This window comes from Niallia laureatilytica (assembly GCF_046613985.1).
GTDB lineage: Bacteria > Bacillota > Bacilli > Bacillales > Cytobacillaceae > Niallia.
The window spans coordinates 218176-241955 of sequence record NZ_JBKKHP010000007.1 but is presented as its reverse complement, the minus strand read 5'-3'; the positions used below and the strand labels follow the sequence as shown (position 1 = coordinate 241955).

Genomic DNA, 23780 nt, shown 5'->3' with positions numbered 1-23780 from the left:
ATTCAATACTACGGAAAAAGAGCTAAAAGGTTTCAGTTTCCTCCTTTTAGCCCTTTTAGCTACTACAGAACTTTCGTCATTTGTTTCTAATTTATATATCTCATTGTAGGCATACAATTAGCGAGAAGTTTTTTCACTTAAATTTCTACTTGTACCCAAATAATTTGTACCAACAACACCAAGAATGATCATAATGGAACCTGCTATGTGATATAAATGAAACTCCTCTTTTAAAAAAATAACTCCTGCTACAATAGTAATGAGTGTAGCAAAGTTACTGAAAACACTCATTTTTGATGCATCTATTTTAGATAATGCATAGTTAGATAGATAGGAGGTTCCTAAAGACGATAAGATACCTAAATACAAAATCGCAAGAACAAAATCCCAATGTCCAAAAGGTTGCATATATTGACGGAGTGTACCATTTATAACATGAGTTGTCAGTGCGACTCCATTAAAAGCGATTAATCCAAACAAGGTCATTATATATGTGATCGTGAATAATGAATATCGCTGTGTTAATTGTCTAGCAAATACGTTGTATAAGGAGGAGGTAAGTGCTGAAAGCAAGATTAACCCCGTTCCAACAAGACTTGCCTTTGTACCTCCTGCCCCGTTCATGTACATAATAGATATGACACCAAATACTGATAAACTAACTGCTATTTTTTGACTACTGGTAGTTGTTTCCTTTAAGATGATACTTGCAAGAATTAACGTAAAAATTGGTATTGTTGCTTGAATAATACCAGCTTCTGAAGAAGAAGTATGCACTAGCCCAAATACTTGAAAGCTAAAAAAGAGTGTCGGATATAAGATGGCTAACAAGGCAATTCGCAGTACATCTTTTTTTGTTACATTGACTTTATCTAATCCTTTTTTTAACAACAACACAGTGGCAGCAATCCATGCAATAGTAAACCGATGTGCAAGTGTATCTAACGGTGTTGCAACAGATAATGTCACTTTAACAAACATAAATGACAAACCGATAATGAATGCATAGATGATTGCAGCGATATATGCATTTCTTTTTTCATTCATCTTCATTACCCCCTTTATGATGATCCGGCCGGTACCATTATCGTAAGAGATTACGCTAACCTTTACGATATAAAAAATACCGATCTGTACCGATACAGATGCAATGGAGGCTTATGATGCTTAAATATGAATCAATCTATCAATCTCTTCTTATGCAAATTCAGTCTAATAAATTTTCAACCGGTGCAAAATTACCATCCATTCGAGATTTAACACAACAATATTCTTGTAGTAAAAGCACGGTCTTGACCGCTTTAAAAAAATTGGAGGCACAACATATTATTTATGCACTACCGAAAAGTGGATATTATGTTGTAGATAATCATGTCTTCAAAACCCCATCGGCCACGGACATAATAGACTTTGCAAGCTCTGCTCCTACTTGGCATGCTTTTCCTTACAAGGAATTTCAACACTGTATAAATAAAGCTATTGATACGTATCAAGAAGAATTATTTCGCTACGGAACACCCAACGGTTGGCCTCCGCTTATAGCAGCATCAAAAAAACTGTTAGAATCATACCAAGTTTTTACGCATGAAGAGCAAATTTTCATCACTTCTGGTATTCAGCAGGCTCTTTCTATATTAAGTTTGATGCCTTTTCCAAATAATCGTTCCACTATACTAGTAGAGCAACCTAGCTACCATTTATACATGGATTTACTAAAAACGTTACAACTACCGGTCATAGGAATTCAACGCACCGCAAAAGGAATTGATTTAGGACGACTTGAACAATTATTTCATAAAAAAGAAATTAAATTCTTTTATACGATGCCACGCTTTCATAATCCTTTAGGCTCGTCATACAGTAAAAAAGAAAAAGCAGCTATATTACAATTAGCAGAGAAATATAATGTTTTTATTTTAGAAGATGATTATTTAGCAGATTTTGATTTCAACCCGAAGAATGACCCTCTTTTTGCAGATAATTTACATGATAAAGTGATTTATTTAAAAAGTTTTTCTAAAATTATGTTTCCAGGATTAAGAGTTGGATTGGCAGTTCTACCTCCCTCAATCCTTAATATCTTTCAAAAATACAAAATGACAACAGATATCGACAGCTCTATGATTTCACAAGCCGCATTATATCTCTATTTAAAAAATGGAATTTATGAACACAATAAAACGAAAGTCAGTACCATCTATCATACACGTGCTAAAATTCTGCATCAGTCTATACAAGATTATTTACCTGCTTACGAATCATCATCAGAAATTGTTATGCATAATCATATTCATTTAGACAAGCGTATGAATTTAAAATCATTAGTTTACCAGTTGCAAAACCAAGGCATACAACTAGATTCAGTTAAAAGAAATTATTTAGATGGCTTTTACCAAGAACGGATTTTGAAGCTGAATGTTTCCAATGTAGAAAACAATCGAATTCAAGAGGGAATTCTCAAAATAGCAAGAGCATTAAAAAATCCTCAAAACTATTTTTAATGAATGCCTTGCTTCGCAAGCAAAAAGGGATTGAGTGTGATTTGTCTTATAATATCCCTCTCCCTTTTAACTCTTCAAAAATAAACTCATTGAAAAAGTTCAATGTAACACTATAGCTATCCTTTAATATGCTGCAAAAATTAGTCTACCAGAAAAAAAAGGTAGTGCGATTGTAACTGTTATTACTGGATTTACGGTTTCATTAGTATTAGGGGTGCCGATTGGAACATTAATTGCCAACTTTTTTAATTGGCGGTATATCTTTTTATTACACTGATAAGCCTGCTACTATTATCTAAATTAATTCCTCCTTTAGCTGGTAACAATTCTATGTCTTTCAAGCAGCAATTCTCTATTATTAAAGATACGAAAGTATTTACTGGCCTATTAACAACCGTATTTTGGATTCTTGGGAAAACTATGGTAATTGCCTATATTGCGCCATTACTAAACAACTTATTAAATATCCCATCAGCAAGAATTAGCTTCTATTTATTCTAGGTGTGTTTCTTCGTTTATCGGTTCTCGCGTTGGAGGATTTGCTGTTAATAAACGGGGGCCGATGCGGACAATTATCATTAGCTTAATCATTCACTCATTTATCTTAATTACATTTACATCCAATTCAACTTCAACAATCGGTATTATTATTGTCCTTATGGTATTGGGCACATCTGCTTGGATAACTACTCCAGCTAATCAATATTATTTAATAACTTTAAAACCAGAATCATCTGAAATAGTTCTAAGTTTTAATACAGCACTAATGAATATTGGAATGACGTTAGGAGCAGGATTAGGAGGCTTGGTTGTTGAGTATACTTCTATTCATAATCTAGGTTGGATTGGGGGAATAACCGTATTAGCAGCATTAATTACTACAGTATTTTCATTTAAAGTAAAAAGATTAAATGAGCATTCCATTTACATGTAAAATGAACACAAAAAGGCATTAACTCTTTCTGATTAATGCTTTTTTATTAACCACTTCACCAAATGTTATCTATTAAGCGACCTATTAAGCGGATTATCATTTTAGGTATAAACATTAAGATATTCCAAATCACTTCACCTACTACCTCGAAAAAGCTCTCTTTTAAAAATTCTCTTATTCTGCTTTTATTTTTCATTTTATATCTTTTCACTTTATATCTTTTCATTTTATATCTTCCCATTATTCATTTTAAGTTGAGCTATTTTACTCGATTTTATCAAAATAAGGATATAAAAACAGCAAGAAAGTTATTACATATTATTCCTTTTTAATGTGGTATAATCATGATACATTTAAATAATAATTTATTTTCGCCTCTGTAGCTATAGAAGGGAAGAGCGCCGGAAAACATTGTTAGTACCGGGTCGCAAGGCAAGGGTTTCAGAAGCACCGAAAAGCAGAAATAGCTGAGGCAGGTGAAATTCCTAGCCGGTGAAAGTCCGTAGGGAAGCGTGTTCCCCCTAGCCTATGCTTACGAAAGGAGTGCGGGTTCGAATCCCGTCAGAGGCATTCCTGTTGATTCATCAGATTATGCGAATAAAAAAGGAATTGCTTATGAAAAAGCAATTCCTTTTTTGAATAATTATTTAATACTTAACTGTAAAGCTTTCAAGTTTTCACGCATCGCTGCTACATAGCCTAATTTCTTATCTTGTAATTCTTTAGATAAAACCTCTAAATCATACAGACTAGCTGTCTTTGTTCCTGTTTCAGCTGCTACTGTTTCTGCAATTGCTGAGTTAGCACCTTGTTGATAATAGATAACTGGTACATCATTTTCTTTCACTAAGTCTCTAATTTCTGCAATACGTGATGCGCTCGGTTCCACTTCTGTAGATAAACCGCCAATTGCGATTTGCTTTAGATTATATCGCTCCGCAATGTATCCAAAAGCTTGGTGTTGTACGACAAAAACACGGTTCTCTGCATTTTCGAACGCAGCCTGGTATTCTTCATGTACTGCTTGAAGTTCCTTATTAAAAGCTGCTGCATTTTTTTCGTAATCGTCCTTTCCATCTGGATCTGCTTCAATGAGTGCATCACGAATAATATTTACTTGCTCTTGTGCCAATAATGGATCTAACCAAATATGTGGATCAAGGCTTTCATGGTCATCAATTAAAACAGATACTGGCTCTGATTCTGCATATGTATTATGAGAATCATCAAAAAGTACTGCTTTTACTTCAAAGCTTTCACCAGTTGTTTTGTACTCAAAATGATCAGTTCCTTGTCCTGACACTGCTTCCCATTCTTCATCAGCACTTCCACGAGTATACCAATGCCAATGTTCATAGTCAGTTTCTTCTTGCAGCTCAGCAACAAGTGTAACGACATCGCCTGTATGATAGTGATCTGCCAAGCCAATAATCTCTATTGGTCCAGCACTTTCTTCACTTCCATGGTTATCGTGATGATCAGCTTCTTCACCGTCTCCATGAGCTTGTCCATGATCATTAATAACAATCTCTACTGGTTGAGACTCGGCAAATTCATTGTGAGCATCATCATACAATACTGCTCGAACTTCAAAACTCTTCCCTGCTGCTTCATAATTAAATTCAGGTCCGCCTTGATTCGGGACAGTAACCCATTCTTTATCAGCACTTTCTCTTGTGTACCAGTGCCAATGTTCATAACCTGAATCATCCTCTAATTCTGCTGTTAATTCAATCTTATCACCAGTGTGATAATGATCTGCAACACCTTGAATTTTTATACCTTCTGCATCTTCATCAGATGCTTCATGTTCATCTTCATGATGGTGCTCTGATTCAACACCATCTGCCGTTCTTGCTATCACTAATTTATCGTTCTCAATCGTCTTTAATAAGCTTCCTACCCAAAACTCCATTTCTTCACTGCTATATACAAAAACGTCTGCATCATTGACACGAGCGACATCTTTTGCACTTGGCTCATAGTGATGGGGATCTTCTCCATTTGATAGCATTAAACTTATATCCGCTCGATCTCCTGCAACTTGACGAGCAAATTCATACATAGGGTAAAATGATGTTACAACAGAAAGCTTCTCATCATTCGTACTGCTTTCTTCTGCATTTTGACACCCAAAAAGAAAAGTGGACATCATCAAAATGAAAATTAACCAACTTTTTTTCATTTGCGTTATAAACCTCCAAACAACCAAATAAAGCGTAATAATTACGATTTAAAAGCTAGATTTTAGAATTTTATTCAAACTTAGTATATTAATAACTTAATAATTTCGATATTTATTAATGAGCTAACATATCACGCACTATACCAGCTGCATCTAGATTAGAAGGATAATATGTTGGCCAATGAGTGACTTCTTTTAGCAATGTCTCACTGTCATCTCCCCAATATAGATGGAAATGATGGGAATCAGCTGGAAAGATACCATGATCACTAAATTGAATGTATTTAGGCATGTCCTCTGTTCCGTCTGCTAATTTAAAAATGAAACGCACTCCTCTATTCCCTTTTTCATAGGTAAGAATTTCGTATCCGTCTGACTCATACTTTCCTGAATACTCCTTGTCACCTTCAAAAAAAGTTACAACATTGTCTTTAATGAGGATGCGGTCAACATCCGTTTTATAGCCTACTGTATAATATTCTTTATATTCTTCTTTTGTCATATCTCCGTTTTCTGCTTTATGTTCCAATACCTCGTCTAAATCTCCAGATAAAAGATATGGATAAACAGATTGCCAGTCACCTTCCCAGTCAGACAATTCACGGTTCTTTACTTGACTATCTTCAAAATATCCTTGATATATTCTTTTACTTTCTTCGTCAGTTCCATGATGATCATCAATGACAATTTTAGCTGGTGCTGATTGGGCACTTGGTTTGTTGTCATTGTCAAACAGAGCAGCTTTTACTTCTAATCCATTAACCGTTGCTTCAGCTGTAAAGATTTCGCTCTCTTGCCCTTCAACTACTTTCCATTCTTCATTGGCATTTTCTCTACTATACCAGTGCCAATGTCCAGATTCTGTTTCTTTATCTAAAACTGCAGTTAACTCAATCTTATCACCGGTATGATAATGATCTCCAATTCCTTCAATTTTTATATCTTCTGGAGCATCATCTATATTTTTCACTTCATCTTCCTGTACTTCTGATTCTTTCGCCCCTGCTCCATCTACTTCCTCACTTTTTGTTCCTGAACATGCTACTAAAAGTACACTAATTAATAACATGCTAAATAAGCTAAGATATAACTTTTTCATTTTTTCCCCTCCTATTTTTATGTAAAATTAAATCGTAATTATTACGTTTTATAAACTAACACTTACTTAGCCTTCTGTCAAGCATTGCTAATAATTATTTAATAAAAAATAGAAAGTGACAAGAACAATAACGTTTTTTAAATATAATATTACCCTTTAACACGCTGTCCTATTTCATTGATATTTAAATACCTTATACTTGGTTTTTATGTGCTCTAATTAAAAAACTCTCCTTTAAACGAAAGAGAGCTAACGATATCTTAATATAATAAACACCCAAAAAATCATCTTTGTACGGAATGAAAACTTTTTTCAACTACAACTTACAGTCGTCGGTTTTTCTAAGCTTTTTAGCTTCTGTTTGATTAGAAAAAACCCGTTATACTCATTAGGTGTAGTCAATTTTGATAACATTGCTCAAATTCGTCTTTCATGAGCCAACTAGTACAAGCCAAACCATTTTCATGATAAATTTCTTTATCAACTTCTAATTCAATGCTTCTATTTGAATTTGGATATTCAGGATCGTTGTTTACAATATACAAAGTATCTTCATCCTTCCAATGCATAGAAAAAGTAGATTTTGCATCACTATAATATATAGTTTTCACTTTATTTTCCTCATTATTAGTGACTTCAATCCATACATTAACTCCTCCGGCAGCGCCTCCATATAGTTCATAAAAAGCATTAGCTGTATACTTTTCTGTGGGTGACGATAACGGTCCAGGTCCTTTTTGGGTATAATCTTTATTAATATTATCAAACGAAAAAAAATAAATCCCATATAGTAGTACTCCTATAAATAGAAGTGAACTTGTCAAAGTGACAAGTAGTAGCTTTTTGGGAAAATGTTTCTTATTCAAAAAGTAGATTATTAAATAAATAAAAGAAACAATTAGCAAGAGTATTGTCAATATGGATAGTAAAAAACCGATTATATTCAACAAATATATAGATCCTCCTGTTACTTTATAGCTAATATTGTTTATTATACATTGTACATTTTATAAAAATGCAGCGTTAAATTTACTGACATTTATGTAAAAGGGTCAACCTAAGAAGGTTGACAAAAATTGTATTAGTGGAGCAAAGAAAAAAGTTTAATTACTGGCTGACAATATATCTTATTATTTTTAATTATTAAGGTATAGGTATTTACCTACAATAAATAAGATGTACCGTATAGTACGGCAGTACATCTTCAAAAACGTTACCAATTTTCAATAACTTAAGTAAAAAAGTGCCTGTGGACTCTGCTTAAATATAGTATATGTTTTACGAAGCTCTTTCTACAAATTTTACAAAATGTAAGTGTTAAAACTTATAGGATATTTTACCATTTTTTACTCTCCTCTTTTCATCCTATTTACTAAATAAAAATACTTTTGCAATAGTTCTTAGAAGTATGCAATTCTATTAGTAATGATGAAGAAAAAAAGGAGTGATCATATGTACAAAGTAGGCGAAAAGGTTCTACATTGTTCAGAAAAATACGAGATTTTATACATTTATGAGAGCGGTTTCGTAGAGATTAAAAAACATCCTTTTTCGATAAAATTAGTTCATATTACAGAAATTACTCGCAATGGAACTTGTTAGATACATCTACATGAGCTGGTTCTCAAAATATATCCATCTTCTGTGAATTGGATTAAGCTAAATAGCCTTTTTGTGGTTCTTTAGCCATTAACCCTTTTCTATACGCGAAGATTTACATTCCTTTCTACATATATAAGCATCTAGGATGCTAATAGCTTCTTTTACAAAATAAGCTAACAAGAAATTTAACATTATAATTAGCTAGGTATTATTGGATATGCTATACTTCTCGCTAGTTAATACCTATTTAATATAATGAAAGAAGGTTGCTTTATGAAGATTGCAGCACCTAAAATCTCACTAGAATTACCTGCGAAGAATTTTAGTGATATTTATTATGAGGAAGATCCCATATTGGAAATGTGTACAATAACAAACTCAGATTTTACATATGAGTCCTTAAACAGGGTTCGGCTAGACAAGGCTTTAATAAAGAATTGTAAGTTCACTAACACTGATTTTAGTAATATCTCTATTACGGATGTTGTGTTTGAGAATTGTGATTTCTCCAATGCTAATTTAAGTGGATCCTCTATCCATAGAGTTGAATTTACTAACTGCAAATTATTAGGAACCACGTTTCCAGAGTCTAGTCTTGGTAATGTGAAATTTAATAATAGCATATTAAATTTGGCTGCATTTGGGCATTCGAAACTAGAAAAAGTAGTATTTCAAGAAGCCGCTCTAAAGAATAGTGATTTTTATGAATGTAAACTTAAAAAGGTAGAGTTTGAATTATGTGACCTTGATGGTGCGAATTTTGAACAAACACCGCTTAAAGGGATAGACATTAGTTCGTCTAGTTTTGAATCGCTTATCGTCTCCATTGATAATTTAAATGGTTGTACCGTTTCTACTCATCAAGCTATTCAATTTTCTGCCTTAATGGGACTAGTTATAAAAGATTAATGATTTTAACTCTAGCATAGATAGGGATAATTAAACTATTACTCTAAGTCTCGAAATGTGAACGCTAATTTTTGCGATTTACAAAGTAGCAGGTAAAAAAGAAGTATATCTTTTACTGGGTAATTATGTTTATATAACATAGAAGGAAACCTCCATAAAAAGTTTTCCTTCTAAGGCCCCATTAACCGATCAACCTTAATCGTTTTTGTTTACTAGCTTTGCTCTACCATATTATACGAAAGTTGGTTTTAGTCCCCGAATAAATGCGTTACAGATGATTCTGTAAAAAAAACAGTTGCCATTGGCAACTGTAATGAAAAGCTATTCCTCATCTCAAAAGGAATATATCATTCATCTTAATTTTTATAAATTAATGCTTTGTCTTTAGCTAAAGCAAATGGTCGATAATAGCCTACCGTGTTTGATAAAGGCAAAACTTCAGGATGTAAATTTATATTTAGTACATTTTTTATATATTCTCTTCGTTTTTCAAACCGATCCCATAATTGCGGATAGTTCTCCTGTATTTCTTTTCTTAACTCTTCGTCTGCCAGCGCAATTCCTGTTTCCGCACTAGCACCACCATAGCCTTGAACAGACGGAATAATATCTACTTGAAACAGCATACCACTTCGTATTTTCGCTGTTGATTCTGGGTATATTGGGGAGCTCATCCATTCCTCATCCGCTACTAAATGGCCTGGGTTTAATGACCAATTAAATTGTTCCTTAGGCAGGACATTTTGAATGCAGTTATACATATCTTCCCCGCTTAAACCAATTTTGATATTTTCTAACCAAGCTACAACAGCTGTATAATAGGGTTTTGCCACTTTCTCTAAATAGTCTCCTACAGTTTCCGGTAGTTCTGCTTGATCAGCTACAATATAACCTGCTCTACTTGTTAGACCACCCTTATATCCTGTAGTAATGGAAAACTTATCTCCTAGGTGAACTTTTTTATTTTGCGGATAAAGAACAGCATTTGTGAATCGTTCTCCTGTTGCAAAAATATTCGTTACATTATGCGGTTGGCCATAAACAGATAAATAACTAGCAAGCTCCATATCTGTTTTACCCAGCTCTATTTCATCCATTGCTTTTAATACACAATCTGATGATAAACTGGCACCATATTCATAATAAGATATTTCATCAGCATTATTTACTATTCGAACTCCCTCTTGCCCAATAAAAAGTTCTGCACAGTTAATAATATTGTCACCATCGCCAACAATTTGTTTTAACGAATCCACAATATAATAAGGAATATCAAATAACTGTTTATTATCATCATACTTGCTAGTAAACAGTTTCCAGCCTACAAGCCCAATCGTTGATTGCTCGTTTATATTGGCAGTTTTAAGAATATCTGCAAAATTCATGCTGTTTTCCATCGGTTGATTTGGAAGGGAGAAGTGAGGAACATGAATTGCTTCTGCCTTTAATCGTGAAAATTTTGCCATCTTAAGATTTTCGTTCCCTAATAATAAGTAAGCTTCTCCATCTTGACTTATAACTAGCAAGGCTTCTTCAAATCTCGGTATAAAACCTGTGAGATATTCAAAATTCGCACCATGTTCACGGTCAGCATATATAATCGCCGTATCAATATTATGTTCTTTCATTTTATTTAAAAGCCTATTTTTACGTTGATTTATCGTTTCATCTGAAAGAACAACAGTATTATTATTAAAATCACTTAACGGTCTTTCTATCTCTTTTAAAGTAACATTTTCATACTTATAGCCAAACTTCATAAAAGCTTCACTCCACTTCTCTAATTGTTATTTATCGGAAAACTCATTTGTCGATAAATTGATATGTAACAGCTAATTTTTAATACACCATTTTAAAACTTGAATTTATTTTAGAAAGTAAATTTTCTTGCTTAACCATTATCATATCATAATGAATACAGAAATATTAGCAGCTCAAATATTGCCTCTTCTTTTAAGGATTTCCCTTTCATAATCGATAGTTCTACGCTAAATTTTCAATATAATCCTCATAAAAAATCGTCCCTATAACTATTTACTCATTATAAGTACTTTTACTATTAAATTCCTTATACCAATGTTATTTTAGTAAGTAAGTATAAACAGAATAATCATTGGCTTTGTCCTGTTGAAAGTAATAACCAGGCCGTTACTTTACCTCTGTTTAACAACTTAATCCATTAAAGGCGGTTATAAATTTGGAGAAGCGGGATGTCAAAGTTATCAATCAACTCAATGACCTTACAGAAGGTCATGTATTATATTTCTTCGAAGATATAAATGCTTATATAAATAATATTATTGATTTTGTTATCTCTGGATTGGATCATAACCAATATTCCTTAATCATTGAGAATGATCGGATTGTTCCATTGATAGAAAAAAAACTTGCTGTGCTATTGAATGAAAGTCAAATTAGCAAAGTTAAATTCATCAATAATTATGACTTCTACTTTGCAAACGGAGATTTTGCATGCAATTCTATTTTTGATTATCTTCCTAGACTTTATAAGGGTTATAATGAACAAGAATTTCGTGTACGTAGCTGGGCCCATATAGAATGGGGAGATATTAGTTATATACATAACAAATTAACAGAGTCTGAAAAGGAAGCTGAAATAATAGTCAGTAGAAAGGGAATTCTGTCTGTTTGTGCCTATGATTCAGATAGAATGAGCGAGGAGCTTAAAACAAACCTTCAATGTCACCATAACTTTCTTATAAGGAATTAGAAAAATTATACAGTTCCCCACTCTTTTTTCGGAATGAAGCTGTTTTTTTACCTTCTTATAATATCCTGCCAAAAGTAATCCCATAAAAAAGTTGCTGTGAGGCAGCAACTTTGCAGAAATGAAATTACTAACACTTATGGTTATTCTTCTTCATCTTCATCAATATCCATTTCTATATCTATCTCTTTAGAAAATAGCTTAACAAAGTCATTTGTATTTAAATAATGGTTAGAAAAAAAAGAAATTAAACATATATCATACCCTTTTACTCCAAAGGTAGATGTATCATCCATATGAAAAGTAATGCTTTCCTCTTTATAAAAGCAGGGTCCGAATCTTATGTTATCTTGGTTTGAAACAATAAAATGATGGTAAGGGATGAGATATTCATTAACTAGATGTTTAAACTGCTTTGAATCTGTAACCTTAACAGTAAAAAATAATATATCAAAATAAACCTCTGTAAAATCCTTGAGGCCTTCATCATAAGTCATCCTACGAGCACGTTGTTGAGGGATAAATATATGGGAATATTCTAAATCCAAACATAAGGAAATGGAGCTTTCCTAAAGAGAATGGAAATCCCTCAGAGCTTGTAATTTCCTATTGTTTTAAAGGCATAAATGAAGCAGGATTTAAGTTCTCAGATTCAATTACAATAGCTGTTAATCCTTTTTCCACTAAACTGCCATTTTGTGTCAGAACAAAAAAGAAGCATTAATCCTTACTGAAATTAATGCCCCCGTTCGTTGAAAAAGACAAATGAAGTTTATTCAATAATCACACCCGATTGTGGAATTGTTCACCTACTTTTTTGTTCAACTCTTTTTGAACCCTTGCGGAAAAATAAGAAAAACAAGGTACAAGAAGGCTCCTGTTGCAACTGCTGCCCAACTAATAGATTCCCAATAAATTCCATCATTTTTGATTATGCTAGTAATTACAATCCCCATAAGAATACCTAAACCAGTTAAAAGGTATGACTTCCGATTTAAATCCGTCGGCCCTTTACTATCTTGTATTACTTTTTCTTTCAATCCGTCATCACTCCTTAATAAGTCATCGATTGTGATATTAAGTAAGTCACTTAAATTGATAATCACTTCAATACTGGGATAGTTTTTATTATTTTCCCACTTTGAAACTGACTGGCGACTAACATATAATTTTTCAGCCAGATAATCTTGTGACCAACCTCTTTTCTCTCTTTCTCTTTTTAACTTATCTCCAAAGATCATGTTGTTCATCGTCCTTTCTCATTCCATTATTATTGGCATAAACTGCTAAAGTAAAGATAGTTATAGGTGCATTAAGGTGCAACCTGTAGTTGCACCTGTGTTTTTCCACAATCTTTCCCGATTGAGAACACAAGTTAAGGAATATTCTTCAACTATCCTGCCAGGTTTTCTACCATAAGAATTTTAGGATTACTGCCCATTATTTCCTAAAGAGGACGACATGTAATTACTGAATAGCGACATAAAAAACAGCTACATTTTGTAACTGTTGACAAGGAATCTTAGATTTAACCTTAGAAGCTTCATTAGAATTCTGTAAAATGTCCAACAAATAGACTATTTTAAGTTTCCTATATTAATCCAAAGAAATTAGTCTTAAACAAAGTAAAGAGTATTATTAGAATGAGAATTAACTCACTGACCGTTACTTTATATGTATTAGGATTTTCAGCATACTTTCGTTCCATAATTGCTCTAACAATCTCAGCAGAGAAAAGATAAACGATTAAAATGAACCATGGTTGAAGAAACCAATACCAACTTGTTTCGTCTCTGATTATAAATATAGCATGGACTGACAAAAGACAAATGATTGTCAAAGTTCTAATTGTCCAATCAATTCTTTTATGTTTAGCATTAATGTGGTTATAAGAAAAAAATTTCTTCCTATCAACTTTTAACAACTTTGATATCAACATTTCAAATAAAGATAATATTAATGGAATAATAATTAATAAAAATAATAATAGCAATCCAGAAGAAAAATTCAGACCGAACACATTTACCCCCTAAAAATCCTGTTTTTTAAAAACTTTAACAATTTCCCTAACTGATTATATGTCTTAATATAAATACAAGAAGTAAGACTATCACTATTTCGAAAAAAAATCGTTATAGTAATATCCTTAGAAATTACTTACTTTAATAAATTTTGTATCACAAATGAATTATCCTTAAAAATATATTATCGGAGTAACTACTTAGGTCCTTTTTATTAGATGCTAACAAAGACTGATTGCCAATGACAAACACTTAACCCAATCCTTTTTTAGTATGACACTATAGTAATTTTCTAATTAAAGCTCTGAGGCTCTTTAACCCACTTTGCGTTTCTTAACACATCCATTATTTTTTTATTTCATTTTGACCAATAACATTTATAACTAGTCTTTCACTACTTTTACGGCTTTTTTTCATTACTAATATGAAAAATATAAAATACAAATGCTAGTAAAATTTATTGCTTTCTCCATCCCTTTTTATCCATTAATTTACTTAGAAGAGCATTTTTATTAGTAGCGTAAAATATAAAATTTTGTTTTTTCATTTTTATGTAAGTTCGATCAGTTGTCCCGTATGCTGTCCCTATTCTAATGGCATTTGTATCTTCTCCTGCATAAGGTTCATCTTCAATAACTTCTAGTATATCCTCATTAAGTATGGTCTCATCAGTTAGCTGCCACTTCGTATCTGTTTTGTTCATATCTATTCTAATTGTACATTTATCGCAATCCTCCTAAAAATTTATACGTGTGTAAAGGGAAAAGGTTCCATTAATAAAACAAAACCTGAGATTGAAATATATATTATCAAAACTAATATCTTACATCCTCCTTATCTCACAACACTGCCGGGTTTGTGACTTAAGAAAGTAATACAAAAAAAGGAGTAGAAATACACCTACTCCTTTAGCTTGATTATTCGACATTCATTATTATTAAACGTTATATAAACCACCATCAATAGTATAGGAAGATGAAGTAACGTAAGAAGATTCATCTGATAGTAAAAATGCAATTACATTTGCCACTTCTTCAGGTTCACCATATCGTTTCATCGGAACAGCATCATTATATGCATGTTTTGCAGCTTCAGCATCTTCTGAAACATTGGATTCAATATTACGCATCATTTGAGTATTAATGACACCTGGGTTAACAGTATTCACACGGACATTATAGGTTGCTGCTTCTAGGGCTGCTACTTTATTAATACCCACTACAGCATGTTTGGATGAATTATATAATACCATACTTGGTGCTCCAGTAAACCCAGCTACAGATGATGTATTAACAATAGAACCAGCATTCTGTTGTTTCATCACAGGCAAAACATGTTTAAGACCAAATAACACACCTTTAACATTAATACCATAGACAAAATCAAAATCTTTTTCTGTTATTTCTTCAATTAGTTTAGCTGGTCCTTCAACTCCTGCATTATTAACAAAACCATCAATTCGACCAAATTTAGCAATTGTTTGGTCTACATAATTTTTAACATTCTCTTCATTCGATACGTCAGTTTGTACAACTAAACTATTATTTTCCGTTAATTGAAGCTCTGCTTGTACCGATTCAATTGCTTCTTTGTTTAAATCAACTAGTACTACCTTTGCCCCACCATTCGCTACTTTTTTCACTACTTCTTTCCCTATACCGCCTGCTGCTCCTGTTACAATAATAACTTTGTCTTTAAAATTCATGTTTAAATCCCCTTTTTATATATTTTGAATTGCGATATCTCAAATTGATAATAACATAGGTTATTTTAAATAACCAATAATTCAACTCAGATATTTATCATTATCAAAATTCATAATGTTAATTATTGATGTTTGTGTTTTCTTTTTCGAGTTAATGTGTTGAATCTACATAAAGATTTTTTTACCTTTGAATATTAAAAGATCCAAGAAATAAAAAACTAGGATTGTTACATAAGAAAAGGAGCTGCCGCAGCAGCTCCTTTTAAATATCACCAATATTTCCTTTTTTCACAGGTCTTATAAAAACTCCTAATTTGACTATAAGTTTAAACATCCAATAAAAGATAAATAAAAGCCCAAACGAGATAACTGAAAACAGCATTCCACCATGATAAACTGGAATATCTGCAGGAAAACCAAAATAATAATCTCCAAAGCTATTTTCAAATCGATAACCTAGGCTGGGACTACAGCAAAAATTATAGTTGATATAAAACTAACTATTGATAATTTTACTTTTTTAGCATTAAATTTATTTTATTATAGCAAAAATACCCATTATTAACATAATTTTATATTAAACTATATTCCTACCATTTTCTATTTAATACAAGTCTTCCCCCCCCTCTTATTCCAGATAAAATCCCTTGAATTAAACCACTAAATGCAGTCTTATTATATGGTTTCTAATACATATGTACTGGTCCTATTTTATTATTTTTTCAAAAAATTGATTGACAGCATATAGAATTTAACAAAGAATGAAATGGTAGAGTAATCCATATAATAAATATTCATGCATAATGAACAAAGGGTGATTAAGTCATTGAGAAACATATTTACTATTTACAAAAATGATTGGATACGAATTTTCCAAGCTCCTGTTGCTTTATTTTTAATCATTGCATTAATGATATTGCCTTCCCTCTATGCTTGGTTTAACTTGAAGGCTTCTTGGGATCCATATTCCAACACAAGCGGAATTAAGATTGCTATAACCAATGAGGATGAAGGGGCTGTTATTCGTGATAAGGAAGTTCATATTGGGGATGAGATTGTTGCAACCTTAAAAGCGAATGATAAGCTTGGCTGGACATTTGTCAGCAAAAAAGAAGCTGATGAAGGGGTCAAAAAAGGTACTTATTACGCAAGTCTCTATATACCGGAAGACTTTTCTGAGAAAATAGGTACGGTGTTAGAGGATAAACAAATAAAACCTGAAATTGAATATACGGTCAACGAGAAATTGAATGCCATTGCTCCAAAAATGACTTCCAGCGGTGCTTCCACTATTGTACAGTCTGTAAAGGAAAGCTTCGTGGAAACAGTCAGCGAATCTGTTCTGACTATCTTTAATGATGCGGGAATTAAATTAGAAGAAGAGCTACCTACTATTCGTAATATCGAAAGTAAAATCTTCACACTAGAGGGTGATATTCCTCAAATGGATGCTTTATCTGAGAAGATTTTAAATCTAGAGGAAAAAATTCCTGAAATAGATGAACAAGCGCAAAAACTTTTAGCGTTAGAATCAGCTATTCCACAATTAAATGAAGCATCTGAAAATATTTTGTTATTAGAAGAAAAACTACCAGAACTTGAAAAAGTAGGCGAAGGTATTCTTCTGCTTCAGGAAAAAGCTCCTGAAATCGAAAAAGTTGCAGGAAAAGTAACTGAATTAGAAACTCATTTTTCCGAAATTAGTGATACTGTTTCAAAAGCTGTCACTAATGTCGAAAAGATGCAAGAATTTATTACAACTGCAAGTGGCTCTTTAGAAGAAATAGAACAAGGCATTACTAATGGGCAACAAATAGCAGAAGTTCTTCCTGATTTTATGGAAGAAAATCAGGAAGCTTTTAATACAATAGGACCTGTGTATAAACAAAACCTGCTCTTATATCAAAAAACAGCGGATGCTGTACATCAGTATGCATCTTTAGTTAAAAGTGGTTCACTATCTGATCAAGAAATAACAGAAAAAGCGTCCCTATTAAAGGCACAAGTACAAACAAGTATAGACAGCCTAAATCGTTCCATTGTTTTATTTACGACATTAAACACTGCTACTACAAATGGGCAGTCAACACTACAACAAGAAATAACGGACTTGCAATCTTTGCAAACAAATTTTAATAAAGAAAAAGAATTACTTGGTACTATCCAAGAAAATAAAGAAGCAACAGAGTTGTTAACATTATCTCAAGAAGCTATTAATCTGAGCACTACAATGCTTAATCGTTATGATACGCAAACAGCACCTAGCATTAATAATGCCCTAGATGCACTGAAAGAAGCGACACAAAATGCTGGGGAAGATTTAAAAAGTGCTCAAGAGAACTTACCGAAACTTAAAGAAATTTTAGTTACTACAAAAGATTCACTCACTCTTGCACAGGAAAATTTATCAAAACTTCAAAACAATCTACCTGCAATTGAAAAAGAGGTTAAAGAAGTTTCTAGCATCATTCAAGATAATATTGATGATGTTTTAGAAGGAATAGATAAAGCCGCAGACTTCTATACAGACACATTTCCATCCTTAGAAGAGAAAGTGCATGTAGCAGCGGACTTTGTGCGTAATGACCTTCCTGAAGCAGAAAAACAACTTTCTAAGGTTGCGTCCATCATTAGAAATGATTTGCCGGGATTGGAAGATTCTGTTCATAAGGTTGCAAATCTAGTTCGAGATGAATTACCAGGCCTAAAGGACACCCTTACTAATACAGCAGATTCTATTCGGGATTTTGAAGATAATTATGATCTTGGTGAAATTATCTCTCTGTTAAAAAATGATATTAATGAAGAAAGTGATTTTATGGCAAACCCAGTTGTTTTAGATGAACATTCTCTATTTCCAATACCTAACTACGGGTCTGCCAATTCACCATTCTACACAACACTAAGTTTATGGGTTGGAGGATTATTACTGATTTCCTTGCTGCGTGTGGATGTCAGAGATCCAGAAGGAATTTATACTTCTAATCAAATCTATTTTGGTAGAGGTTTAACTTTTCTAACGATTGGATTATTCCAAAGTCTGATTGTTACATTAGGAGATATATTCATCTTAAAAGCCTATGTAGCCAATCCAACCGCTTTTGTATTGTCCAGTATTCTTATCAGCATGGTTTTCATGACTATTGTGTATACATTAGTTTCGGTTTTCGGTAATATCGGAAAAGGAATCGCCATCATCTTCCTTGTATTACAACTATCAGGTGCAGGTGGAACATTCCCGATTCAAGTTGCTCCACCATTCTTCCAAGCCATAAATCCTTTCTTGCCATTTACGTATGCAATTAACTTATTACGTGAAACAGTTGGTGGAATGGTAAATGAAACAGTTTTTCATACTGTAAGCATGTTGCTCCTGTTTGGTGTGGTTGCAATAATAATTGCCGTTTTCCTGAAAAAACCACTTGCTAATGCTACGAAAAAAACGGCAGAAAAAGCTAGATCAAGCGAAATTATTCACTAATGGAAAAGTGATGTGTAGAAAAAGAATGAAGGCTGTATTTTAAACCTGTAGTCGAAACACTTTAAATTTGTGTTTCATCTGCAGGTTTTTTCAGCTTATATAGGATAATATACGCAGTTTTGCGCCCCCTTATGGTATAGTTGGTTCGGGATATCTACCATCTTTGACTTTCCTGCAAATTACAAGTGTGGGAAATAGCCAAAAGTATAGCTCTCTTTTTTAAGTATTATGATTAAATAATTTCACTCTTTTTAGTTTCTATATACACTAATTCCTTAAATACACAGTTACACGCAAATAAATAAATGAGCTTACACTTAAGAAAAGCGTTAATCACTCTTAGAATGAATTTAAATATTATAAAAACAGACTAATCCCTCTTTCAATAAAAATTAAACCCACACCAAGTAACCTGGCATGAGTTTCAATAAACTACTATCATATATATTCAATTTCTTAACAGTCACCCTAGAATCCTCTTTATCCTTATCTCAATAATTACTTGAAGTATTCCATAATAACTTATTCTGAGTATGAATTTACCGGCAGCCCTAATCCTAAATTCCCTCGTAATGTATTACTTTCATACGCCGTTCGATAGATTCCTCTAGCTTGCAGTTCAGGAATGACATAGGTAACAAAGTCTGTTAGTGAATCTGGCAAAAGCGCAGGCATGATATTGAATCCATCAGCAGCACCGTCTCTAACCCATTCTTCCATCTTATCAGCAATTTGAGTTGGGGTTCCAATGGCTATATGATGTCCCCGCGAACCTGCTACCCACTGATAAGTCTGACGTAATGTCCAGTTTTCTTCTTTTGCTTTCTTTAGTATCATTTCATGCTTGCTTTGGATAGCATTAACAGTCTCTGGAAGTTTGATATCTGTAAATTCTGTATCGAGCGGAATGCCTGCAAAGTCTATGTCGCCGAAGTATCTGCCTAAAATAGCAAGTCCAGCTTTAGGTATGATCAACTCTTGCAATGCTTCATATTTTTCTTGGGCTTCTGCTTCCGTCGCTCCTACTATAGGCATTAATCCTGGCATAATACTTACATCGCTTTTCTTTCGGTTGAAAATCTCCATTTGACCTTTTAGGTCATTGTAAAAGGTAATTGCATCCTCTTTATTTGCTTGAGCAGTAAAGACAATCTCCGCATATTTAGCTGCGAATCGCTGACCATCACCTGATGACCCTGCTTGTACAATGACTGGATGACCTTGAGGCGATCTTGATACATTTAGCGGCCCTCTAACAGAGAAGAATTCACCTTGATGGTTGATTTGATGAAACTTGCTTGTCTCAATAAACTGTCCTGATTCTTTATCAATCACTAATGTGTCTTCTTCCCACGAATCCCATAGCTTCTTGGATACTTCCATAAACTCTGTTGCTCTTCTATAGCGGGCACTGTGTTCTAAATGCTCTGTCTTATTGAAGTTTTCTGCAGTGGAAGCTAGTGATGTCGTAACAACATTCCAACCTGCACGTCCTGCGCTTATATGATCCAATGATGCAAACTTTCGAGCAACATGAAAAGGTTCTTCATATGTAGTGGATGCTGTTGCAACTAAGCCTATACGGCTAGTTACGGACGCTAAATAGGCTAACAACGTCATTGGCTCAAATCTAGTTAGAATGTTTGGATGTGAGTTTTCATCAACAGACAAGCTATCTGCTAAAAATAATAGGTCAAATAACCCTTTTTCTGCAGTCTGTGCGATATCTTTAAAATATGTTAGATTCATAGATGCATTCGGTACAGCATGTGGATGTCTCCATGAAGCAACATGGTGACCTGTTCCAGCTAGAAACAAACCTAATTTCACCTTTTTTGGTTGTTCGTTCATGTTGATTTTCCTCCTTTGCTTTTTAACCCTTTTGACAAAAATAAAATCCTTCTTCTATCTGCAGAAGAAAGATCATAACTAGAAGAACAGTACTTCGCAAACATAAATTCGTCGTTTACGCTTGCGAAGCATTTACTTTTATTCAAAAACCGTCCTGTTCAAAACAGTTAGCCGACATCATTATTTCTTATTCAATACATTTACTGCTAGATTAGCAAAATACTCAGACGCAACTTTAATCGCGTCTTCCTTTAAATCAAATTGTGGATGATGCCATTCCTGCGGTCCATCTACACCCATCCAAACAAAAAAGCCTGGAATGTATGTTTGATAAAACGCAAAGTCCTCTCCACCGGCACTAGGCACAGCATCGACAACATTATAGCCAGCTTCGACAGCAGTAGCGCGAACAATTCCCTCCAAGTTGGCATCATTATTAACTACTGGTAAATAATCATCCCAAATAAACTCAACAGAACCGCCATTTCCTTGAGCAATCGATTCTGCTAAGTTTTTCATTAGACCAGGAATCGCTGCTCGTGCTTCAGGCTGGAATGTCCGAACTGTCCCTTCAAGCATTACAACGTCAGGAATGACATTCCATGTGTTTCCTCCATGGATACTTGTAATACTAATGACCGCATTATCAAACAAATTCAGTCTTCTAGCAATAATAGTTTGGACAGAGGTTACATATTGACTAGCAATAACAATAGGATCAATCGCGTTATGAGGAATACCCGCATGCCCGCCTACACCATGGAAATTAATCTTAAATTTATCGACACTTGCCATTAATCCCCCTGATTTTACACCAATAGTACCTACTGGCAAATCCGGTTTATTATGCATTCCAAAAATAGAAGAAACTCCTTCTAATGCTCCTTTTTCGACAGCAAGCTTCGCGCCTTGGGCAACTTCCTCTGCTGCTTGGAAAATAAATCTCACTGTTCCGTGCAGGTTATCCTTCTGCTCATTCAAAAGAATCGCCGCTCCTAATATGGAAACAGTATGGAAATCATGACCACATGCATGCATTTTTCCGTCTGTTTTCGATTTAAACGGTACCTTTGTTTCTTCTTTAATTGGCAAGGCATCAATGTCTGAGCGGATTGCAATAGTCGGTCCAGCAAACGCACCCTTAACTTCCGCCACAACACCTGTTTCTAAATCAAGAGGTAGAATGGATATATTGTGTTCTTGTAACCACTTTTTAATATGAGCAGTTGTATTAAATTCTTCAAAAGCAAGCTCTGGATTTTCATGTAAATATCTTCTTTTTCCAATTAAGTCTTCTAATAGTTCATGAGACATTTTCATGATTATTATTCATCTCTTTCCAGTGTTTTTAAAAATTGTTTCGTTCGTGGATTTTTTGGATTATGGAATAATTCCTTTGGATCATTTTCCTCGACAATATTTCCGTCTGCCATGAAGATGACACGGTTTGCTACTTCTTCAGCAAATTTCATTTCATGTGTAACGATAATCATTGTCGTGTTTTGCTTAGCAATATTTTTAATAACTTGAAGTACTTCAGAAACCCATTCAGGGTCAAGGGCAGATGTTGGTTCATCAAACAGAATGGCATTCGGGTTTACAGCAAGCGCACGGGCAATCCCGACACGCTGCTGCTGACCGCCAGATAATGTAGACGGATATTGATGGAATTTATCCTCAAGCCCTACCTTTATTAACAGCTCTTTACCAATTTTCTCTGCCTCTTGCTTATTCATTTTCTTGGCAACAATTAGTGCTTCCGTTACATTTTGCAAAGCTGTTTTATTTTTAAACAAATTATAGTTTTGGAAAACCATCGCTGTTTCCTGTCGCAAATTATGGACGTCTTTTCGTCCCATTTTAGCTACATCTACATTTGTTTCTCCAATATGGATAGTGCCTTCATCTGGTACTTCTAATAAATTTAAGCAGCGTAGTAATGTTGATTTCCCTGATCCAGACGGTCCAATAATGGCCAATACATCGCCACGATCGACGTGTAAATCAACACCATTTAAAACGGTATTTTTACCGAAACTCTTTTTCAAGTTTTTTACAGATATCATAGTAAGACTCCTTTAACTGATATACGGTTTTTCCATTCGCTTTTCGATTACTTGTTGGATTAAAGTAACTATTATAATTAGAATCCAATAAAGCAATGCCAATGCTAAGTATGTTTCAAAGAATTTTAAGGAGCTTGCTGCTAATATCTTTCCTTGTGCAAATAATTCAACGATACCTAATGTAAAAGCTAGGGAAGTCTCTTTAATTAGACCAATAAAAACGTTGCTGCTCGCTGGAATCGCATTACGAGTTGCTTGTGGTAATACGACCCTGCGCAAAGCTTGTGCCCTCGTCATTCCAACAGATAAACAAGCCTCTACTTGCCCTTTATCGACAGAGTTTAATGCTGCTCGGAAAATTTCCGCTAAAAACGCCGATTGCTTTAAGCTGAGTCCCAAAATAGCTGCTGTAACTGCGGTCATTCCAGTTAGAGCTGGGAAGATTTGCGGCAATCCGTAATAGATTAAAAACAGCTGTACTAATGTTGGAATTGCACGGAAAAATGAAATATAAATGGTTGCAAGCTGCTTTAAAACAGGTATATTCGACCTAGTAATCAAAGCAAGTATTAAGCCGCCAATAACAGAAAAGAACATGGATATGACAGCAAGAAATAAGGTGAATGGTATTAATTTCAATAGCGCCGGAAAAATTTCTATAAAGTAACCAAAATCGAGTTCAAGATTCATTTTGTTCC

Annotated in this window: 21 protein-coding genes; 6 read left to right on the top strand and 15 right to left on the bottom strand. The window is 33.8% G+C overall.

All coding sequences use genetic code 11. The features are described from left to right. Nucleotides 1-117: 117 nt before the first annotated feature. Nucleotides 118-1047: a DMT family transporter gene (locus ACLIJJ_RS17920; protein ID WP_411411419.1), complete on the bottom strand. Its 930-nt coding sequence runs from the start codon at nucleotides 1045-1047 to the stop codon at nucleotides 118-120. A 116-nt stretch (nucleotides 1048-1163) separates the two neighbouring features. Here ACLIJJ_RS17920 and ACLIJJ_RS17915 point away from each other — a divergent pair, with 116 nt between their 5' ends. The 3 genes from ACLIJJ_RS17915 (at nucleotide 1164) to ACLIJJ_RS17905 (ending at nucleotide 3435) form a co-directional block, all read left to right on the top strand. After that, entirely contained in the window at nucleotides 1164-2501 is a 1338-nt protein-coding gene (locus ACLIJJ_RS17915) for an aminotransferase-like domain-containing protein (RefSeq protein WP_411411436.1), read from the top strand. A 249-nt stretch (nucleotides 2502-2750) separates the two neighbouring features. Beyond that, the gene (locus ACLIJJ_RS17910) at nucleotides 2751-3002 is read left to right on the top strand and encodes a hypothetical protein (RefSeq protein WP_411411418.1); all 252 of its coding nucleotides are present in this window, start codon (nucleotides 2751-2753) and stop codon (nucleotides 3000-3002) included. Continuing rightward, complete coding sequence (locus ACLIJJ_RS17905; protein ID WP_411411435.1) at nucleotides 2965-3435, top strand: MFS transporter; 471 nt, start codon at nucleotides 2965-2967, stop codon at nucleotides 3433-3435. Before ACLIJJ_RS17910 ends, ACLIJJ_RS17905 begins: the two co-directional genes overlap by 38 nt. 55 nt (nucleotides 3436-3490) lie before the next feature. Here the strand turns inward: ACLIJJ_RS17905 and ACLIJJ_RS17900 are convergent, their stop codons facing one another. The 4 genes from ACLIJJ_RS17900 to ACLIJJ_RS17885 all read right to left on the bottom strand — a co-directional run bounded on the left by ACLIJJ_RS17900 (nucleotide 3491) and on the right by ACLIJJ_RS17885 (nucleotide 7669). After that, nucleotides 3491-3661 carry a hypothetical protein gene (locus ACLIJJ_RS17900; RefSeq protein ID WP_233314925.1) on the bottom strand — a complete coding sequence of 57 codons (171 nt, stop codon included), beginning with the start codon at nucleotides 3659-3661 and terminating at the stop codon, nucleotides 3491-3493. A gap of 417 nt (nucleotides 3662-4078) precedes the next feature. Then, nucleotides 4079-5620, bottom strand: coding sequence for a metal ABC transporter solute-binding protein, Zn/Mn family (locus tag ACLIJJ_RS17895; protein ID WP_237943114.1), 1542 nt, complete (start codon nucleotides 5618-5620; stop codon nucleotides 4079-4081). Between the two features lie 115 nt (nucleotides 5621-5735). Further along, nucleotides 5736-6719, bottom strand: coding sequence for a metal-binding protein ZinT (locus tag ACLIJJ_RS17890; protein ID WP_411411417.1), 984 nt, complete (start codon nucleotides 6717-6719; stop codon nucleotides 5736-5738). Nucleotides 6720-7117: 398 nt separating this feature from the next. Further along, nucleotides 7118-7669, bottom strand: coding sequence for a DUF5412 family protein (locus ACLIJJ_RS17885; protein WP_233314922.1), 552 nt, complete (start codon nucleotides 7667-7669; stop codon nucleotides 7118-7120). 925 nt (nucleotides 7670-8594) lie between these two features. Between ACLIJJ_RS17885 and ACLIJJ_RS17880 the strand changes: the two genes are divergently transcribed. Continuing rightward, nucleotides 8595-9230: a pentapeptide repeat-containing protein gene (locus tag ACLIJJ_RS17880; RefSeq protein WP_233314921.1), complete on the top strand. Its 636-nt coding sequence runs from the start codon at nucleotides 8595-8597 to the stop codon at nucleotides 9228-9230. Nucleotides 9231-9586: 356 nt separating this feature from the next. On the opposite strand, the gene ACLIJJ_RS17875 is transcribed toward ACLIJJ_RS17880, so the two are convergent. Further along, nucleotides 9587-10990 carry a M24 family metallopeptidase gene (locus ACLIJJ_RS17875; RefSeq protein WP_411411416.1) on the bottom strand — a complete coding sequence of 468 codons (1404 nt, stop codon included), beginning with the start codon at nucleotides 10988-10990 and terminating at the stop codon, nucleotides 9587-9589. 437 nt (nucleotides 10991-11427) lie between these two features. Between ACLIJJ_RS17875 and ACLIJJ_RS17870 the strand changes: the two genes are divergently transcribed. Beyond that, nucleotides 11428-11961 carry an MEDS domain-containing protein gene (locus ACLIJJ_RS17870; protein ID WP_233314919.1) on the top strand — a complete coding sequence of 178 codons (534 nt, stop codon included), beginning with the start codon at nucleotides 11428-11430 and terminating at the stop codon, nucleotides 11959-11961. 140 nt (nucleotides 11962-12101) lie between these two features. Here the strand turns inward: ACLIJJ_RS17870 and ACLIJJ_RS17865 are convergent, their stop codons facing one another. From ACLIJJ_RS17865 to ACLIJJ_RS17845, 5 genes are all read right to left on the bottom strand, one after another. Beyond that, nucleotides 12102-12506, bottom strand: coding sequence for a hypothetical protein (locus ACLIJJ_RS17865; protein ID WP_411411415.1), 405 nt, complete (start codon nucleotides 12504-12506; stop codon nucleotides 12102-12104). A gap of 273 nt (nucleotides 12507-12779) precedes the next feature. Further along, nucleotides 12780-13199: a helix-turn-helix domain-containing protein gene (locus ACLIJJ_RS17860; RefSeq protein ID WP_411411434.1), complete on the bottom strand. Its 420-nt coding sequence runs from the start codon at nucleotides 13197-13199 to the stop codon at nucleotides 12780-12782. A 350-nt stretch (nucleotides 13200-13549) separates the two neighbouring features. Then, nucleotides 13550-13897, bottom strand: a complete 348-nt coding sequence (locus ACLIJJ_RS17855) for a DUF4181 domain-containing protein (RefSeq protein WP_411411433.1) — start codon at nucleotides 13895-13897, stop codon at nucleotides 13550-13552. Nucleotides 13898-14436: 539 nt separating this feature from the next. Then, a complete protein-coding gene (locus ACLIJJ_RS17850) occupies nucleotides 14437-14682 on the bottom strand; it encodes a SunI/YnzG family protein (RefSeq protein WP_411411414.1) in 246 nt (81 codons plus the stop codon). 234 nt (nucleotides 14683-14916) lie between these two features. Beyond that, a complete protein-coding gene (locus ACLIJJ_RS17845) occupies nucleotides 14917-15684 on the bottom strand; it encodes an SDR family NAD(P)-dependent oxidoreductase (protein ID WP_341081514.1) in 768 nt (255 codons plus the stop codon). A gap of 826 nt (nucleotides 15685-16510) precedes the next feature. On the opposite strand from ACLIJJ_RS17845, the gene ACLIJJ_RS17840 reads away from it, so the two are divergent. Then, the gene (locus ACLIJJ_RS17840; RefSeq protein ID WP_411411413.1) at nucleotides 16511-19165 is read left to right on the top strand and encodes a YhgE/Pip family protein; all 2655 of its coding nucleotides are present in this window, start codon (nucleotides 16511-16513) and stop codon (nucleotides 19163-19165) included. Between the two features lie 522 nt (nucleotides 19166-19687). Here ACLIJJ_RS17840 and ACLIJJ_RS17835 read toward each other — a convergent pair. The 4 genes from ACLIJJ_RS17835 to ACLIJJ_RS17820 all read right to left on the bottom strand — a co-directional run bounded on the left by ACLIJJ_RS17835 (nucleotide 19688) and on the right by ACLIJJ_RS17820 (nucleotide 23772). After that, nucleotides 19688-21016, bottom strand: coding sequence for an LLM class flavin-dependent oxidoreductase (locus tag ACLIJJ_RS17835; RefSeq protein WP_411229646.1), 1329 nt, complete (start codon nucleotides 21014-21016; stop codon nucleotides 19688-19690). 180 nt (nucleotides 21017-21196) lie between these two features. After that, nucleotides 21197-22330, bottom strand: coding sequence for an amidohydrolase (locus ACLIJJ_RS17830; protein ID WP_411411412.1), 1134 nt, complete (start codon nucleotides 22328-22330; stop codon nucleotides 21197-21199). Between the two features lie 11 nt (nucleotides 22331-22341). Beyond that, on the bottom strand, nucleotides 22342-23082 hold the full coding sequence (locus ACLIJJ_RS17825; protein WP_411229644.1) for an amino acid ABC transporter ATP-binding protein: 741 nt from the start codon (nucleotides 23080-23082) through the stop codon (nucleotides 22342-22344). A gap of 12 nt (nucleotides 23083-23094) precedes the next feature. Next, the gene (locus ACLIJJ_RS17820; protein WP_233314911.1) at nucleotides 23095-23772 is read right to left on the bottom strand and encodes an amino acid ABC transporter permease; all 678 of its coding nucleotides are present in this window, start codon (nucleotides 23770-23772) and stop codon (nucleotides 23095-23097) included. Between the last annotated feature and the right edge of the window lie 8 nt (nucleotides 23773-23780).